The sequence below is a fragment of the Chloroflexus sp. genome, assembly GCF_034435895.1.
In the GTDB taxonomy this organism is placed as follows: domain Bacteria; phylum Chloroflexota; class Chloroflexia; order Chloroflexales; family Chloroflexaceae; genus Chloroflexus.
Map to the genome: position 1 here is coordinate 1 of NZ_DAOTWH010000293.1, position 16229 is coordinate 16229.

At 61.4% G+C, this 16229-nt stretch carries 17 protein-coding genes; 9 read left to right on the plus strand and 8 right to left on the minus strand.

The features are described from left to right. Positions 1–293: 293 nt before the first annotated feature. Positions 294–1073: a 5'/3'-nucleotidase SurE gene (surE, locus tag U9R81_RS16460; protein ID WP_322496513.1), complete on the plus strand. Its 780-nt coding sequence runs from the start codon at positions 294–296 to the stop codon at positions 1071–1073. Between the two features lie 114 nt (positions 1074–1187). Here the strand turns inward: surE and U9R81_RS16465 are convergent, their stop codons facing one another. Beyond that, a complete protein-coding gene (locus tag U9R81_RS16465; RefSeq protein ID WP_322496514.1) occupies positions 1188–1739 on the minus strand; it encodes a hypothetical protein in 552 nt (183 codons plus the stop codon). A 197-nt stretch (positions 1740–1936) separates the two neighbouring features. Here U9R81_RS16465 and def point away from each other — a divergent pair, with 197 nt between their 5' ends. From def to U9R81_RS16490, 5 genes are all read left to right on the plus strand, one after another. Further along, positions 1937–2503 carry a peptide deformylase gene (gene def, locus U9R81_RS16470; protein WP_322496515.1) on the plus strand — a complete coding sequence of 189 codons (567 nt, stop codon included), beginning with the start codon at positions 1937–1939 and terminating at the stop codon, positions 2501–2503. A 377-nt stretch (positions 2504–2880) separates the two neighbouring features. Continuing rightward, complete coding sequence (locus tag U9R81_RS16475; protein ID WP_322496516.1) at positions 2881–3057, plus strand: hypothetical protein; 177 nt, start codon at positions 2881–2883, stop codon at positions 3055–3057. Positions 3058–3179: 122 nt separating this feature from the next. Next, entirely contained in the window at positions 3180–3407 is a 228-nt protein-coding gene (locus U9R81_RS16480; protein WP_322496517.1) for a hypothetical protein, read from the plus strand. A gap of 429 nt (positions 3408–3836) precedes the next feature. Further along, positions 3837–4277 carry an RpiB/LacA/LacB family sugar-phosphate isomerase gene (locus tag U9R81_RS16485; RefSeq protein WP_322496518.1) on the plus strand — a complete coding sequence of 147 codons (441 nt, stop codon included), beginning with the start codon at positions 3837–3839 and terminating at the stop codon, positions 4275–4277. A 525-nt stretch (positions 4278–4802) separates the two neighbouring features. Continuing rightward, positions 4803–5657, plus strand: a complete 855-nt coding sequence (locus tag U9R81_RS16490; RefSeq protein ID WP_322496519.1) for an SDR family oxidoreductase — start codon at positions 4803–4805, stop codon at positions 5655–5657. Positions 5658–5909: 252 nt separating this feature from the next. On the opposite strand, the gene U9R81_RS16495 is transcribed toward U9R81_RS16490, so the two are convergent. Both U9R81_RS16495 and U9R81_RS16500 read right to left on the minus strand, forming a co-directional pair. Next, the gene (locus U9R81_RS16495; protein ID WP_322496520.1) at positions 5910–7070 is read right to left on the minus strand and encodes an ATP-binding protein; all 1161 of its coding nucleotides are present in this window, start codon (positions 7068–7070) and stop codon (positions 5910–5912) included. Next, positions 7063–7938 carry a response regulator gene (locus tag U9R81_RS16500; RefSeq protein WP_322496521.1) on the minus strand — a complete coding sequence of 292 codons (876 nt, stop codon included), beginning with the start codon at positions 7936–7938 and terminating at the stop codon, positions 7063–7065. Before U9R81_RS16500 ends, U9R81_RS16495 begins: the two co-directional genes overlap by 8 nt. Before the next feature lie 321 nt (positions 7939–8259). Between U9R81_RS16500 and U9R81_RS16505 the strand changes: the two genes are divergently transcribed. Continuing rightward, on the plus strand, positions 8260–9309 hold the full coding sequence (locus U9R81_RS16505) for an HD domain-containing phosphohydrolase (RefSeq protein WP_322496522.1): 1050 nt from the start codon (positions 8260–8262) through the stop codon (positions 9307–9309). Positions 9310–9381: 72 nt separating this feature from the next. Here the strand turns inward: U9R81_RS16505 and U9R81_RS16510 are convergent, their stop codons facing one another. The 5 genes from U9R81_RS16510 to ruvB all read right to left on the minus strand — a co-directional run bounded on the left by U9R81_RS16510 (position 9382) and on the right by ruvB (position 13923). Then, on the minus strand, positions 9382–10008 hold the full coding sequence (locus U9R81_RS16510) for an SH3 domain-containing protein (RefSeq protein ID WP_322496523.1): 627 nt from the start codon (positions 10006–10008) through the stop codon (positions 9382–9384). Between the two features lie 98 nt (positions 10009–10106). Further along, a complete protein-coding gene (locus tag U9R81_RS16515) occupies positions 10107–11030 on the minus strand; it encodes a DUF3445 domain-containing protein (protein WP_322496524.1) in 924 nt (307 codons plus the stop codon). Beyond that, positions 11023–11973 (minus strand): homocysteine S-methyltransferase, encoded by a 951-nt coding sequence (gene mmuM / locus U9R81_RS16520; protein ID WP_322496525.1) that lies wholly within the window; start codon positions 11971–11973, stop codon positions 11023–11025. The genes U9R81_RS16515 and mmuM overlap by 8 nt, the downstream gene beginning before the upstream one ends. A gap of 119 nt (positions 11974–12092) precedes the next feature. After that, positions 12093–12869, minus strand: a complete 777-nt coding sequence (locus U9R81_RS16525; RefSeq protein WP_322496526.1) for a glycosyltransferase family 2 protein — start codon at positions 12867–12869, stop codon at positions 12093–12095. Position 12870: 1 nt separating this feature from the next. After that, positions 12871–13923: a Holliday junction branch migration DNA helicase RuvB gene (gene ruvB / locus U9R81_RS16530; protein WP_322496527.1), complete on the minus strand. Its 1053-nt coding sequence runs from the start codon at positions 13921–13923 to the stop codon at positions 12871–12873. 261 nt (positions 13924–14184) lie between these two features. On the opposite strand from ruvB, the gene U9R81_RS16535 reads away from it, so the two are divergent. Beyond that, on the plus strand, positions 14185–15624 hold the full coding sequence (locus U9R81_RS16535; RefSeq protein WP_322496528.1) for a deoxyribodipyrimidine photo-lyase: 1440 nt from the start codon (positions 14185–14187) through the stop codon (positions 15622–15624). Further along, a partial coding sequence (locus U9R81_RS16540) for an aspartyl protease family protein (protein ID WP_322496529.1) occupies positions 15617–16229 on the plus strand: 613 nt, incomplete at its 3' end. The genes U9R81_RS16535 and U9R81_RS16540, both read left to right, overlap by 8 nt.

Consider the following 16229-nt stretch of genomic DNA (forward strand, 5'->3'; position numbering starts at 1 on the left):
GTTGCGCGCCGCTGCCGAGCAAGCCGCCCGCGCGCGCGGCCTGAAAGAAGTCACGCTCGAAATCATCGAAGCGGCAATTGCTCAGGGAGCCGCTTCGTGATATGCTGAGAGCGGAGCGCGGTGGTAGCGAGTCTGCACTGATGCAAGGATCCTGAGCATTGGTGCATGATGCATAGCTCTAAGCGCAACCAGTTGCCTTTGGAGTATAAAACGGCTGATCACCGGCTACCAATGCCTAAGCCGGCCAGCGCTCCGCTTGACGCCACCGATCACGAGAAATGCGGAGACCCTGCATGCATATCTTAGTTACTAACGACGACGGCATCGACAGCCCCGGCCTCTGGGCATTGGCCGGGGCCATGCGCGCCGCCGGCGCGCAGGTCAGCGTCGTTGCTCCCGCCGAAGAGCAGAGCGCGATGAGCATGGCGCTGCCGCCGCAAGCGAATCGCGAACTGCGCGCCATCATCCCGCCCGCCGAATTTGATGGCATGCTTGCCTTTTCCCACAACGGCTCGCCGGTCGCGTGCGTGACGATCGCTATGCTGAGCGGCGTTTTGCCGCCGATTGATGCTGTGGTATCAGGGATCAATCGCGGCCTCAACAGCGGCACCAATGTCATGCTCAGCGGCACCGTCGGCGCGGCGATGATCGGCGCGATGTGGGGCTTGCCGGCAATGGCGGTCTCGCTGCAATACCGCGGCCCGGAACCTATGCCGTGGCACACCGCCGCCTACGCCGCCCAACGCCTCTTCCCGCTGCTGGCCCAGATCCACGGGCAGGCGCCGGTCGTGTTCAACGTCAATGTGCCCCACGTCGCTTCACCGTCCGAACTGCGCGGCTTTCGCCAGACCCGGCTGTCAGAATTCTTCTTCGGCCACTACCTCGACATCGCCCTCGCGCCACCCGGCCCTGCCGAGCGCGCGCAGATTGCGTTCCACTTTGCCCGCGAGCGTATCCCGGAATTCGCGCCTGACACCGACGACGGCGCAGTGCTGGCCGGGTACGTCTCGGTGACGCCGTTGCGACCAATGATCGACGGCAGTCCGGTACGGTTGGAATTGCCAGACCAGTAAAAATCACGGCGCGAAGTTGGCTGATCACCCTTCGCGCCGTTTGCTTCATCGGTCAGAGAGTAGCGCATCCGCCGCCATCACCGCCGGCAGCGAAGCGCAGCAATGCACCTTGCCTCACGGTACATACGGCGGCAGACCGATGACGACAAAGGTCTGATCAGCGCGCTTCATCACCAGATATTCAAACACTGACCGCGGGGGAAATTCTTCTAGACTAGCGCCACAACACGGGCCAAACGTGAAAACGCCACCTTCAGGATCATCCAGTTGCACACCGATCAAGAAGTAATCATCACGCCATTGCAGACTGCTTACGATCTGCCTGACCTTGAGACACCGGTGAATGTTGCACATACCCTGCAATAGCGCCGGATAATCGGCAGGATCAACGTTGGGGACGTAGGCGATAATCTCATACGAACCGCCGAACAGCTCAACGGCAGCCGCATAATCACCGCGGTGCAAGCGATCAAAAAACTCAATCAAGGCTTGCTGGGCAAGCTGCTCGTCGGTGCTGACCGGCACAGGAGAAGCGGTCGCGGTTGGCGTGGGCAGTACAGTGGCAGTCGCGGTTGGCGTGGGGGAAACTGCAACCGGTTGTACAGTACAGGCGAGCATGTTCACGATCACCATACCGGCCAGCATAAGGGCTATGCGCCTATTCATAGAACCCGCCTACTGATCGTTTCTAATAATGTTATATGGTTCCGTTCCTCGATAGTCAATGAGCAGCAGCGCCACATTCAACGCCATGACTCCAGCCGCTCGTTTACCCTATTTCCACCTTGCCCCTCACGCCGCGCTGTCGTAGAATAGAAAGAGTAACCGCATTAAACGCCTGCGGGCAAGGATAGAAATGTTCTATGGCTATTCGACGCATTCTCCGCATTGATGACGCCGAGGATCGTAAGATCCTTAAGATGCAGTGCCGCCCGGTCAAGCTGCCCGATCGCAATCTCAAGCAGTTAGTGGCCGATATGTTCGAGACGATGCACGCGGCCAACGGGGTTGGGCTAGCTGCACCGCAAGTTGGCATTCCGATCCAGCTCTGCATCATTGAAATCCCAGCCGAATACGAAGAGCGCCCTGACGGCAGCCTCGTTGAAGTGGCGCCGGCAGAGCCGCATGTGCTGATCAATCCGCGCATCGTCAAGATGAGCGGCGAAGAGGTCATGCGCGACGAGGGATGCCTGAGCTTGCCCGGCTGGTACGGCATGGTGCCGCGCCAGACGTGGGTGACGGTCGAGTTTCAGGATCTGAGTGGCAAGCATCACCGGTTGCGCCGGGCCGACGGCTTGTTGGGTTGGGCCATCCAACACGAGGTCGATCATCTCAACGGCATCCTCTTCACCGAGCGCATCCGCGACCTGAGCACATTGCGCGACATCACCAAGGAGCGTGAACCGCAGCCGGCAGAAGTGCAGGGGTAATCCCACCTCACGGCGGGAGACGGGGAGACAGGGGGGTGGGGTACTAGCCACGAAAAGACACAAAATATCACAAAAAATTTTTTCTTTTTGTGGCCATACTTCGTCCGGCCCCCTCTCCCACCTGACGGCGGGTGAGGGGGAGCCGCGTAGCTTGCGGGCAAGGTATCGGCAAGCGCGAGGGAGCAGCGCCCCGATCTCACGGTGCAGGAGATCGCCAAGAGCGGGGATAACACCGGTTTACTGCCAAGGCACCGCGAGGCGATTGCTCGGTCGCACTAGCCAACTTCTTACGAGAGGCTTGCCACTTCCTCCCCCCAGCGGGGAGGGTTGGGGTGGGGGCAACATCCCCCGCAGAGTCGAGGAAGGAGCAACCAGCGATGGACGACCTCGTACAAACGGCGCTCTACTTCGCAGCACGAGCGCACAACGGCCAACAACGCTACGGCAGCGGCTTGCCAAAACTCGTTCACCTCAGCGACGTGGCGCTAGAGGTAGCGGCGGCGCTTACCGATGAACCGAACTATGATCAGACGCTCGCCCTCTGCTGCGCGTAGCTTCACGAAGTGCTTGAAGACACCGACGTTGATGAAACAAAGCTAGCGGCACCTTCGGTCCGGCCATTACCGCCGGCGTGCGCGCACTGACCATAGACCCCGCGCTCCCAGCGCCGGAACGCATGCCCGACAGTCTGCGCCGAATCGTGCAACAACCCCGCGAAGTATGGCTGATCAAGCTCGCCGACCGGATCAGCAACCTCTCAGCAAAGCCACCGGCCCATTGGTCACCGGAACGGGTCGCCGGCTACCGCTCCGAAGGCGAACTCATCCTCACTACACTCAGCGCCGCCAGCCCGCGACTGGCGGCCCGCCTGTGCGCCAAAATCGACCAGTATGGGGTACAATAAAGTTGCACTGGTGCAGTCTACCAAGCTCGATCCGTAGGTGAGGGCAATTGGTTGTTGGCTGTACCGGCGCGGTGAGGGGTTCGCCTCCCCAACCCCGGTTGGCGTGGCGTTGCCTACTGGCCCGGCGCAACGGCCATGCAACTCACGCTGGTCGAGCTACGTGACATCGTCTTACCCGCCGATCTCCGCCGCGCCTTCGCGCAAGTAGCGATTGCACGCCAAGAAGGGTTGGCGGCGCTCGAATAAGCACGCGGTGAACAAGCGGCGTTAGCCAATGCCGCACGCATGCTGGAACAAAACCCGTACCTCTTCCACCTGCGCGCTTTGCAGGCGATCGGAGAACGCGGCAACATGATCATCCATACTGGCGCCATTCCTCACAACGTTGACTCTCAAACCATATCCTATAACCAAACGTAAGGAGGCAGTATGCGGATAGCAGTGGGCAGCGATGAAAAAAACTACCTCACCGATGTCCTGATCGCCGAATTAGAGCGGCACGGGCATGAGCTGATCCTCTTTGGGCCACTAACCGGCAACAACGATCCGTGGCCCGACGTTGGGCGGGCCGTCGGCGAAGCGGTAGCCTCCGGGCAAGCCGATCAAGGGATTGTCTGTTGCTACACCGGCACCGGCGTCAGCATCGCCGCCAACAAGGTACCCGGCATCCGCGCTGCGCTTTGCCACGATGCGCAGACGGCAGCCGGCGCGCGCAAGTGGAACGACGCCAATGTGCTGGCGCTGAGCCTGCGCCTAACTACCCCCGAACTGGCCCGCGAGATGCTCGATGCATGGTTTGCCACCGAATGCCCGCCGGAAGAGCAGGCAACGATCGACCGGCTGCGCGCGTTTGACCGGGTGGCTGGGTAGATAAGGGAAAAGTAACGCTTGAGCGCACGGCTCCCGCGCTCCTATTGTCATTGCGAGGGGGCGCAGCCCCCGAAGCAATCTCCTGCGTCAGCGCGAACGATTCCTGAGAACACCTGTCCCGTGCTCGCGGGGGATTGCCTCGCCGCCTCCGGCGGCTCGCAATGACAAGAGGAGCGTGGCAGGCATCGCCTCGCCTGTCATTGCGAGGGGGCGCAGCCCCCGAAGCAATCTCCCGCGTCAGCGCGAACAATTCCTGAGAACACCTGTCCCGTGCTCGCGGGGGATTGCCTCGCCGCCTCCGGCGGCTCGCAATGAAGGCGAAATATGCCCCGCTCGTCACACCCAGACCCATGGTATAGTACAAAAGGCAGTACTTTATCAAGCAATGCCCCGGTTATAGTGCCGGGGCATGTATGTTCAAGGCCACATATCGACTCAGTCGCGAGGGTATTCCTGCGCGCCTGCACTATAACCGGCGATACACCACAGATATCCTCCATCCAAGTATGTAAAGGAGAACAGTATATGCAAAGCAAAACGGTAATCGTAACCGGCGCCAATTCAGGGATCGGGTACGTTACGGCGCGCGAACTCGCCAACATGGGGGCGCGGGTAATGATGGTCTGCCGGTCGCAGAGCAAAGGCGAAGCGGCGCGCCAGCAGATCATAAAAGAAGCGCCCAATGCGCCGCCGCCAGAGCTGGTGTTAGCCGATTTCGCCTCGCTGGCTTCGGTGCGCCGCGCTGCCAGCGAGTTGCTCGATCGCTGCCCGCGGATTGATGTCTTGGTCAACAATGCCGGTCTGTTCGTCTCTGAGCCGCTAGCCAGCGCCGACGGCTACGAACTCACCTTTGCCGTCAACCATCTCGCCCCGTTCTTGCTCACCAACCTGCTGCTGGAACGGATCATCGCCAGCGCGCCGGCCCGCATTGTCAATGTCTCGTCGTATGCGCACGTCGCCGGTAATGTGAAGATCCCGCAAATCGCCTCGCCGCAACGCGGGAATATCTCGCAAGCATACGGCGACTCGAAGTTGTGCAATATTCTCTTTACCAACGAACTGGCCCGTCGCTTACAGGGCACCGGCGTCACCGCCAATAGTCTCCATCCGGGAGCAGTGGCCACCAACTTCGCCGCCGATGCCCGCGGCGCGTTTGCCTTCTTCTTCCGGCTTATCCGCCCCTTTATGCTCACCCCTGAACAAGGCGCGGCCACGTCGATCTATTTGGCCTCGTCGCCGGAAGTCGAGGGGATCAGCGGCGTGTATTTCAACCGCAAAAAACTGGCCAAGACCTCGGCGCGCGCCCAAGATGCGGCGCTGGCGCGCAAGTTGTGGGAGTTCAGCGAGCAATTGGTGCGCGAGAAGGTGGCGGTGGCGTAGGGGCAACGAATTTTACACGCAAAGACGCAAAGGCGCAGAGGGTTGTTTGGAAGAGGGGCCTCAAGGGGGCTTCATACCTTAGCTCACCTTAGCGTTTCGGCATTGCTCCGGCTCATTGCGGTTCGGCGTGGCGCTGATGACAGCAAAGGCGCAGAGGGTTGTTTCGGGGAAGAGGTCTCAAGCGAGCTATCAATTCCACGTGGCATTCCATTATCGCTATTTTGCCAACCACAGCCCTTTGCGCCTCTGCGTTCAAGAATCTCCTCGTTGCAATGGCAACACGACCTTCACCGTCGTGCCACGGCCCGGCTCGCTCTGAAAATGCAGTTGGCCGCCGTGGCGAGCTACAATCTCGCGCGAGATGGCCAACCCCAAGCCGGTGCCGCCGCCATCCGGCCACGTAGTAAAGAACGGCTCGCCGAGGCGGGCGATGGTCGCCGCATCCATCCCGATGCCAGTATCGCTGATCGTCACCGTGATCGAAATATCATCACTTGCTGTCTGCACCGTCACCATACCGGCGCCGCGACAGGCATGGACGGCGTTCAGCAACAGATTGAGAAAGACCTGATTCAGTTCACCGGGACGGCAGAGCAACGGCGGCACATCACCGTACTCTTCGCGGATCACAATCCGCGGCCCGCTCACGGCGCGCACCATACGCACCGTGCTAGCCAAACCTTCGTTAACATCAGCCGGAACGAGCTGCGCTTCATCGGGACGGGCAAACGCGCGCAAGGCGCGCACGATCGCGGCAATCCGCTCGATCCCGATCTGGCTCTCGTGGATGGCGTCGGCCACATCGCGCCAGCCAAGCTCATCGGTGGGAGCAGTGCGCAGCGCGGGCAGCCGTTCGGCCAGAAAGGCGAGGTTGTTTGCAACATAGCCCAACGGCGTATTGATCTCGTGGGCCACGCCGGCCACCAACTGACCGAGCGAGCGCATCTTTTCCGATTGCACCAACTGAGTCTGAGCCGCTTTCAAATCGGCGTGAGCGCGCTCCAGTTGCTTGAGCGCCGATTCGAGCCGTTGGTTTGTCTCAGCAAGCTGAGCCGTCAGCGCCACCGTGGGGCCAAGATCGAGACCGAGCGCCATAATACCGGTGATCGCCCCATCCGCGTCGCGGATCGGCCATGTGGTATAACCGAGCAACAGCGGCGCAGCGCCACCACGCTGGTGAACGAGTTCCCAGTGCTGTACCCCGCCATCATTGATCGTCTGCGCAAGCATCGTCTGCGCTTTGGCAATGCTGAACGGATCGAGCAGCGTAACAAACTGGCGCCCGCACAGATCGGCAGGAGCCATCCCGAACAGCGCCGCCGCGGCAGCGTTGCAGTCGGTGATCCGCCCGCTTGGTTCCAGTAAGAAAGCGGCATACGGCGCTTGGGTTACGATTGCAGGCAACTCATTCATGGCTCTGCGCGGCCAGCCGGATACGGTAGAAATTGACGAGATGGCCCATTAATTCGAGCAACACCAGCCGGCCCTCTTCCATATACACCGCGATCCGCTGCGGCATTTGGCCGCGACAAAGTTGGCGTAAAGCTTGGGTATGCATTTCGATCAGATCACGCGGGCCGGCCCACAACAGACCAAGCCGCTCGCTCAAGACCCGCAACCGGTCAGGCATCGAACGTTGGTCGTGCAAGCCCCGCTGCTCGGCGGCCAAATCGAGCAAACTACGATAGGCAGCCACCAAATCGTCGAACGTTTCTGGCGCACTCTGCGCTAGCGGACTGCCGATCGATGCAGTGCTGATTGGCGGGGCCTCGCTCTCCCAACTGACCAGTTCGAGCGTGGTCAGGTAATCGGTTTGCAACTGGTCGAGCATCTGGCGCAACACTGCCATCTGCGCCTGCGCTTCGCTGGCGGCGCGTCGCTCGTTCACCGCCGTCTGATACTCTTGCGCCAACTGCTCAAGCTTCCGGCGCAAGGCGGCAATATCCCACGGCTTGGCCATAAAGCCATACACCGAACCAAGATTGAGCGCTTCGGCCAACGCCGCCGGATCGGTGTAGCCGGAAATAATAAAACCACGCGCATCAGGTTGCAATTCACGCGCCCGCGCCAGCAACTCGACCCCCGACATTACCGGCATCCGCTGATCGGTGAGGATCACAGCAACTGGCTGCTGCTTGAGAATCTGCAAGGCCGCTTCAGCATCGGTTGCCGTGAAGACAGTGAAGCGATCGCGCAATGAACGGGCCAGTGAACTGGTCACATTCGGATCGTCATCGACAATGAGCACTGCTGGGCGGTGTTCGTCACTAGCTTCAGTCATAGCGCGGCTCCTCGTCTATCCGATCGCATCATACCCTTGGTAATGAGGTAAGCCATTTCCGATCAAACAGATGGTAATGCAATGGCAATCACAACGGTGTAAGATTAGTAAGCTATCAACATCATAAGCGAACAATCAGGGTCTATTACGCGCAACGCAGGAGCCTTGCCGCCAACCGCATTGCATGACTATATTCATGCAACAGCCGAATCATAGATCTCACTAGAGGATCGGTCAAGCGCATGGATCCTGTAGATACCATTATCCCATGATAAAATACAGCCGTGCGGATGGTTACACGCATCGGAAAGCCCGATCAATATGCAAAACCGCCCCTACAGCGTACTCGTCATTGATGATGATCCAAACGTTCGCGATATTCTGAGCGATTTGCTCAAGCGCGAACGGTGTGTGGTACGTACCGCCGCATCAGGGATGAGCGGCATTGCCGCCGCGTATGAAGCTCTGCCAGATCTCATCCTGCTCGATGTGATGATGCCCGATCTCGATGGGTTTTCGGTCTGCCGGATGCTGCGTGACGATCCGCAGACGGCTGAAGTGCCGATTATTATGATCACGGCGCTTGATGATCGCGCCTCCCGGCTTGAGGGAGTCAAAGCCGGCGCCGATGAATTCCTCTCGAAACCGGTTGAGCTGAGTGAGCTGCGCTTGCGGGTGCGCACGATGCAGCGTATCAACCGTTACCGGCGCCTGATCGAAGAGCGCGAACGAGCAGCAGCGCACGAGCGCCAGCTTACCGAGCAAGCCAAGCAAGCGGCACAGGCGATTGCGGAAGCGTATGACCAGACCCTGATCGGCTGGTCGCGCGCGCTCGATTTGCGCGATAAAGAGACCGAGGGCCACTCACAACGAGTCGCGCAACTCACGATTGAGATAGCCAAGGCGCTGAATATTCCCTCCGAAGAGCAGATCAATATGTGGCGCGGCGCGATGCTGCACGATATTGGCAAAATTGGCGTGCCAGATTCCATTCTGCACAAACCCGGCCCGCTCACCGCCGAAGAGTGGGAGATTATGCGCCGCCATACCACGTATGCGTATGAGTTGCTCTCGCCGATCGCCTATCTCCGCCCGGCCCTCGATATTCCCTATTGCCATCATGAAAAGTGGGACGGCACCGGTTACCCGCGCGGCTTGCGCGGCGAGCAGATTCCGCTGGCGGCACGGATCTTCGCACTGGTAGACGTATGGGACGCGCTCACGAATGACCGGCCCTACCGTAAGGCGCGGACGCGCGAACAAGCCTGCCAGTATATTCGCGAGCAGGCCGGCAAGCATTTTGATCCGAATCTGGTTGATCTCTTCCTTTCGATCGCTGCGCCCGACTTAGTCGCGGCGCGTCAGCGATAGCAGCGGAAATTCATGAGTAAGGATCGTGATGAGCGATGGGCGGGTTTGGCTCCGCCCGTACATATCTTTCGCTTACTGCTCTGGAGCTAGAAAATCAACGGCGACGTACCCTTCGAGACCGTCGGGTGTGCGCACCGGTCGCCAGAGCCGGTCTTCACCGGGGACATCATCACCGATCTGTTCGAGGCGGGTACCGTCAGGCAAGGTTGCGATCGGCGGGTTGGCACGATTGGGTTGCGGTCGCAGGAACAGCCCTTGCCCGCCGGTATTCACCACGATAAAGAAACGTGGCGCCGGGGGCGGCGCAGGTTGCGGTTCAGGATTGGCTCCTTCATTGCCAAGCAGCAGGGTTGATTCACCGGTCGGTTCTGTCATCACGGTTGGCTGCGGCGCGCCCAACGGCGCTTCCCGCCGATCACCGCGCAACAGCGAGAGCGTCAGCATAAAAATCGCAACAATTAATACAAAGAGGACAAGGAGATAGATCCACCCACGCGCTTGCAGCCAACGCGGCAAATCGTGCCAGACGCTGGTGGTCGTTATGGCAGAGCCACGACCACCAACCGGCCTTGGCGGACGCCAGTGCGGATTCGGGGCAGACGCATCCAACCGCTCGGTGCGCGACGTCTCGCGCTGGGATGGCACTATCTCTGACCGGCGCTCGACTTGGGTAGCGCGCCGTTCGCGCTCTTGACTCATGCCCGTCTCCTCTATCAACCCTGTCTTTACGCCATGATAGCACATCTTGCCGCTGGCATGCGGCAGCTTGACTGCCGCACTCCACAGGCGCAACGCAGCTAACGCACTGCGCGCAAATAGGCAAGTAACGGTTGTAAATAGGGCTGAATCCCTTTATACGCCAGAATCGACGGCTCGACCTGCTGTAACAGGTTGGCGAGCACCGCGGCCCATTGCGGATCGGCAGCGAGCTGCGCTAACGGCGCGATATACGTGCGCACGGTAAACAACACGGCTGGGTGGCGGGCAAGGCGCACCAGCGTTTGCCGTTCGACCCGGTAGAAGACGCGCTCGCCGACATTTTCGGCGGTAATCGCCGCCTTTTCGCGATCGAGCGGGCCAAGCCGCGGCGAGAGGTCGAGATCGGGCAACACCACCAATGACCAGTTGCGCCGCCAGACCGGACGCGCCGGCTGGAGGCGCGCGATCAGTTGGTTAGTTGAGTCGGCCAATCGCTCGCTAAAGCGCGGCACCGGGCCGTGGATCGCGGCCATCGGCAATCCCATCTTGTCATCAAGACACCAGCGGTTGGGGAAACAGAGCTGGCCAGCGATCAGCGGATGACCGGCAGCTTCGTCAACTGCCAGCAAGAGCAGATCTTCGTGCACCTGCCGGCCTAGCCAATCGATCGGCCACAGATCGAGTTCGCCACCGAGCCGGATCGTCGCCGTCTGTCCAAGCAGCCGGTTTTCCCAATACATGTCAGCGCCGTAGCGCCTTACCACAAACCACTGCGGATAACAGCGCGCCAGTTCGGCCAACCCCCATTCCAACAGCTCCCATTGGGCCGGCAGACTGTCTGGATACGCTTGCACGTAGTAGCGGTGATCGACCTTTAATAACGCCTGTTTTAACCCTAACTCGGCGTGATAGTGGGCAGGATCAACGTGAAACACCGGCGCGCCGTGCAGCGGGTAGGCGTTGACCCGCAAGACATGCGGTGAGGGTATCACGAATGGATCAAACGGCCATGCTTCAACCATGCATCACCTCACTCGCCGCCCATGCCGCTAGCGCCCGAATGTGATCGGGTGTCGTCCGGCAGCAACCGCCGATCAAGCGCGCTCCGGCGTCGTACCACTGCCGGGCCTGCACTGCGAAATCGTCCACTTCGGCGAGGCCTATCCAGCATTGGCAAACGGGATCGTACACCTCGCCAGAGTTGGGGTAGACAACTACCGGCTTATCAGTGACCGAGCGAATGGCGCGGATCAGATCAGCGATAAAGCGCGGCGCCGTGCAGTTGATGCCAATTGCCGCCACTTGCGGATGGGCAGCGATCTCGGCAGCCACTGCAGTGATCGGCTCGCCGCGCGAGGTGTGCGCGCCATCGCGGGCGCTAAAGCTGATCCACGCCGTCAACTGGGGAAATTCGGGCAACAAAGCCACCAACGCCCGCGATTCATCCCAGCAGGGGATCGTCTCGCAGGCGAAGAGATCGGGTTCGGCGGCGGCCAGCGCGGCCATGCGCGGACGGTGAAAGTCGATCAAATCAGCCACCGATAAGCCATACTCGCCGCGATATTCCGAACCGTCGTGCAGATACGCGCCATACGGGCCGATCGACGCCGCCACCAACGGGCGGATACGCCCGATCCGGTTGGCTGGTTCGGCCCAGAAGGCATCGCGAGCTGCGCGGGCCAGCGCCACCGAACGCTGCAAAAGGGCAATCGCCTCGGCTTCGCTCAAGCCACGCGCCATAAAGCCGGGGATGGTTGCTTGATAGCTGGCCGTAATCGCCACATCAGCGCCGGCGGTGAAGTAATCGGTATGCACGGCTTGGATCAAGGCCGGGTTCTCGATCAACACCTTCGCCGACCAGAGCGGATCGGCCAGATCGCAACCGCACCGTTCGAGTTCGGTCGCTAGCGCGCCGTCGAGGATCAGCAGCGGGCGCTGCGCTAACGCATCAGCAATTGGGTTCATAACGGTATCCTTTGTTGGATATAGACACGCAAAGACGCGCAGGCGCAGAGATATTGATAATGTTTGGCGAGTAGAAATATAGTGTGATTCTGCTGATCTTTCCCTCTATCAACGACACATTACGTCTTAGCGCCTTGGCGTTCCTGCAAACCGCGCAGCATACAGAACTTCACCACCTCGTGCCACGCCAGCGTCGCACAGAGAAACACCCCCAGCCAGCCATCGCGCCAGCCGCCAAGCTGAATATAGCGGCGGGTAAACTCACGGGCCGGCGCGCCGATCAGGTTACGCCAGCGCATGCGCCTGCCGGCACGGTAGAGCATAGTCGCTTCGGCGAAGGCGTAGCGGGCCTGCTTCTGCCACAACTCATCAAGCCGTTCGATGTTGAGGTGCAGCAGATGGCCGCGCAGCACGCCGGTTTCACCGCGCAGCGCAGCGACTTCGTGGACGGCGACGCGCTCATCGAAATGCGCTGCCTCACGGCGGAGCAGGCGCAGTTGGTAGTCGGGGTACCAGCCGCCGCCGCGCAAGCGCCGGCCAAAGAAGAGGTTGTAGCGCGGGATGCGGTAGCCGGCAATGTGGGCCGGCGGGCCGCACCGCAGCAGCATTGCCAACTCAACAAACAGCCCCGGCGTCAGCCGTTCATCGGCATCGATGAAGAGCACCCACTCGCCGCGACAGCGTTGCAGGGCAACGTTGCGTTGGGCGCTAAAGCCGCGCCACGGCTCGATCAGCACCTGCGCGCCGTGCGCGGCGGCGATCGCCGCGGTCGCATCGCGGGTCTGCGCATCGACAATGACCACCACATCGTCGCTGAGGCCGGCGACACTGCGCAGGCAGCCGGCGATATGCCGCGCTTCATCGCGGGCGATGATCGCAATTGATAGGCAAGCCATATCAGAATAACGTCCCTTGCTGCGGCCCGCTCTCGTCATCGGGAGTCAGCGCACGCTCCGGGTAGGGCAACCCGAGATGCTCGTAGGCGCGGCGAGTAGCAACGCGCCCGCGCGGCGTGCGCTGCAAGAAGCCGAGCTGTAACAAGAACGGCTCGTACACGTCTTCGATCGCGTCAACCTCTTCGGCCAGCGCCGCCGCCAGCGTGCTCAGACCGACCGGCCCGCCGTTGAACAACTCGATAATGGCACGCAGCAGCCGGCGGTCATTCTCATCCAACCCCAACTCGTCGATCTCAAGCTGGGCCAGCGCCGCCCGCGCCACCTCCAGCGTAATCGCGCCGCCGGCCACCACCTGCGCATAATCGCGCACCCGGCGTAAAATTCGATTCGCGATGCGCGGCGTCCCGCGCGCCCGCCGGCCAATCTCGCGCGCGCCTTCGGGACTGATCGGAACCCCCAAAATCCGCGCCGAACGGCTGACAATCTCGGCCATCGCTTCATCAGAATAAAACACCAAGCGATGCACCGAGACAAACCGGTCGCGTAACGGCGAGGTCAGCAGGGCCAGCCGGGTGGTCGCGCCGATCATGGTGAAACGGGGCAAGCTGAGGCGCAAACTGCGCGCTCCCGGCCCCTTGCCCACCACCAGATCGAGGGCAAAATCCTCCATCGCCGGGTAGAGCACCTCTTCCACGGCCCGGTTCAGGCGATGCACTTCATCGATAAACAACACATCGTGAGCCTGCAAGCTCGTCAAGATCGCCGCCAAATCACCGGCCCGCTCGATCGCCGGCCCGCTGGTAATCTTGATCTTGGCCCCCATCTCGTTGGCGATCACATTGGCCAGCGAGGTCTTGCCCAAGCCCGGCGGCCCGTAGAAGAGGGTATGGTCGAGCGACTCGTTGCGCCCGCGAGCAGCGGCAATCGCGATCCGCAACTGCTCAACGACCTTCTCTTGGCCGATAAACTCGCTCAGCGTGCGCGGGCGCAAGCTCTTCTCGACCTGCTGGTCGTCGCTGTCCGAATGAGGATTCACCAGCCGCTCGGCGCTCATGCCCATCCTTTCACCGCATTGTCGCACAGGTGTACGTATCTGGGCTGATTATACCATTGAATGAGGCAGAGAATGGTGAACGTGACACAGATTCACACGGATGCGACGGGTTGGCACGGGTTTATAATTCGGTGGAAATCCGTCGTACCCGTGTCTATCCGTGTCCGATTTCAACCATATTCCATGAGCCGCTCACCGATCAGGAATTCTCGTATAATGAGAATAGTTTGTCTTTACCCAGAGCACCTTACCTGATCGCCTATGCTTATTCACTGGTTCCGGCGCGATCTGCGCCTGCGCGACAATACAGCTCTGCGAGCGGCGGCGGCGCAGTCCGGCGGCGCGGTGATCCCGGTCTTTATCTTCGACGACGCGATCATCCGTGGGCGCTTTGCCAGTCCGGCCCGCACCCAATTCTTGCTCGACAGCCTCGCCGCGCTTGACGCCGAACTGCGCGAGTTGGGGTTGTATTTGGTGCTGCGGCACGGCGAGCCGCTCCCCACCCTGATGGCTCTTTTGCGCGAGAGCGGCGCGCGCGGGGTGACGTGGAACCGCGACTATACGCCTTACGCTATCCAGCGTGACAGCGCGATCAAGCGCGAGCTGCGCGCCGCCGGTTATCTGGCCGAGAGCTACAAGGACGCGGTGATCTTTGAGATGAACGAGGTAATGACGGCTGCTGGCCAGCCGTACACGGTCTACACGCCCTACGCCAAACGCTGGCGCGCCCGGTTTGAGAGCGAACCGGTGCAGGTACAAGGCATGCCCGCGCTGGCCGCCATCCCGTTGCCGGCGAGCGACCAACTACCGGCGCTGAACGAACTCTTGCCCGACGCGCCGGCTCGCGTACCCCGCTTCGCTGCGGGCGAGACGGCAGCCCTCGCTGCCCTCGAACACTTCATCCAACATGCCATTGCCAACTACACCGCCGCGCGCGACCTCATGGCCGCCGCCGGCACCTCGCGCCTCTCACCCTACCTGCGCTTCGGCGTCCTCTCACCGCGCCAATGTGTGGTTGCGGCACGAGCCGCGCCGCCCGGGCCGGGGCCAGAGAGTTGGATCGGCGAGTTGATCTGGCGCGATTTCTACGTGCAGGTGCTCTACCATTTTCCGCACGCGCTGCGCGGCAGCTTCAAGCCGGTCTACGACCAGATTGCGTGGCCGAACGATCCAGACCTCTTTGCTGCATGGCAAGCGGGCCAAACCGGCTACCCGATTGTCGATGCGGCGATGCGCCAGTTGCAACAAGAAGGCTGGATGCACAACCGCGCCCGCATGATTGTGGCGTCGTTCTTGACCAAAGACTTGCTGATCGACTGGCGGTGGGGCGAACGGCACTTCATGCGTCTGCTGATCGATGGCGACCCGGCGGCCAATAACGGCGGCTGGCAGTGGGCCGCCGGCACCGGCACCGACGCCCAACCCTACTTCCGCATCTTCAACCCGGTCAGCCAAGGGCAAAAATTCGACCCCGACGGCGCGTATGTGCGGCGCTATGTGCCTGAACTGGCCCGCGTGCCAGCGCGTTTTATCCACGAACCGCACAAACTGCCGGCAGCCGACCAGATCCGGGCCGGGGTGCGGATCGGGCGCGACTACCCGACCCCGATCGTCGATCACGCCACCCAGCGCATGCGCGCGCTCGAACTCTACCGCGCCGCCACCCGTCACGACGGCGCTGCCATGGAACAGTATGCTTGACGATCAGACCCGGCTCGAATTTCCGGCCAGCGGTCTGACCGACGTACCGCTGGTCTGGCAACCACAAGTCGTGCGCTGCGGCGCCGCCGGCCCCGGCGGACGCCCGCTGATGGTCTTGATCGACACCGGCACCGATCCTTCAGCCATCGACCTCACGCTGGCCCGCCGGCTCGATCTGCGCATCGGCGATTTCGCCCTCGGCTCCGATGCCGCCTCTGATGCAGTGCCTTTCACCGAGACGGTGCTGCCGTGGCTGCGCATCGGCGCATTGACGCTGCGCAACCTCTACCTGATGGCGGTTGACCTCAGCCATACCCCGTTCCCGGTGGACATCGTGCTCGGCTACAACGTCCTCCACCAGCTCAACCTCACCATCAACTACGCCACCCAGACCTTGCGCCTCTGCCACCCTGACCTCACCCCGCCGCCACCTAGCCCCAACGGCGCCACCCTGCCGCTGCGCTTCTTCGAGCACTTCCCGGCGATCACTGCGCGCGTCACCGCGCCACAACCCGCCGGTCTACTGCTCACCATCGACACCGGCTCGAACAGCGCCCTCACCCTCAGCCCTGATCTGGCTGCCGCAGTTGGCCTCAACGCGCGCG

What these genes read in the sequence shown, in the direction of transcription:
- surE (WP_322496513.1), top strand. Translation starts at nt 294, where the DNA reads ATGCATATCTTAGTTACTAACGACGACGGCATCGACAGCCCCGGCCTC.
- U9R81_RS16465 (WP_322496514.1), bottom strand. Translation starts at nt 1,739, where the DNA reads ATGAATAGGCGCATAGCCCTTATGCTGGCCGGTATGGTGATCGTGAAC.
- def (WP_322496515.1), top strand. Translation starts at nt 1,937, where the DNA reads ATGGCTATTCGACGCATTCTCCGCATTGATGACGCCGAGGATCGTAAG.
- U9R81_RS16475 (WP_322496516.1), top strand. Translation starts at nt 2,881, where the DNA reads ATGGACGACCTCGTACAAACGGCGCTCTACTTCGCAGCACGAGCGCAC.
- U9R81_RS16480 (WP_322496517.1), top strand. Translation starts at nt 3,180, where the DNA reads ATGCCCGACAGTCTGCGCCGAATCGTGCAACAACCCCGCGAAGTATGG.
- U9R81_RS16485 (WP_322496518.1), top strand. Translation starts at nt 3,837, where the DNA reads ATGCGGATAGCAGTGGGCAGCGATGAAAAAAACTACCTCACCGATGTC.
- U9R81_RS16490 (WP_322496519.1), top strand. Translation starts at nt 4,803, where the DNA reads ATGCAAAGCAAAACGGTAATCGTAACCGGCGCCAATTCAGGGATCGGG.
- U9R81_RS16495 (WP_322496520.1), bottom strand. Translation starts at nt 7,070, where the DNA reads ATGAATGAGTTGCCTGCAATCGTAACCCAAGCGCCGTATGCCGCTTTC.
- U9R81_RS16500 (WP_322496521.1), bottom strand. Translation starts at nt 7,938, where the DNA reads ATGACTGAAGCTAGTGACGAACACCGCCCAGCAGTGCTCATTGTCGAT.
- U9R81_RS16505 (WP_322496522.1), top strand. Translation starts at nt 8,260, where the DNA reads ATGCAAAACCGCCCCTACAGCGTACTCGTCATTGATGATGATCCAAAC.
- U9R81_RS16510 (WP_322496523.1), bottom strand. Translation starts at nt 10,008, where the DNA reads ATGAGTCAAGAGCGCGAACGGCGCGCTACCCAAGTCGAGCGCCGGTCA.
- U9R81_RS16515 (WP_322496524.1), bottom strand. Translation starts at nt 11,030, where the DNA reads ATGGTTGAAGCATGGCCGTTTGATCCATTCGTGATACCCTCACCGCAT.
- mmuM (WP_322496525.1), bottom strand. Translation starts at nt 11,973, where the DNA reads ATGAACCCAATTGCTGATGCGTTAGCGCAGCGCCCGCTGCTGATCCTC.
- U9R81_RS16525 (WP_322496526.1), bottom strand. Translation starts at nt 12,869, where the DNA reads ATGGCTTGCCTATCAATTGCGATCATCGCCCGCGATGAAGCGCGGCAT.
- ruvB (WP_322496527.1), bottom strand. Translation starts at nt 13,923, where the DNA reads ATGAGCGCCGAGCGGCTGGTGAATCCTCATTCGGACAGCGACGACCAG.
- U9R81_RS16535 (WP_322496528.1), top strand. Translation starts at nt 14,185, where the DNA reads ATGCTTATTCACTGGTTCCGGCGCGATCTGCGCCTGCGCGACAATACA.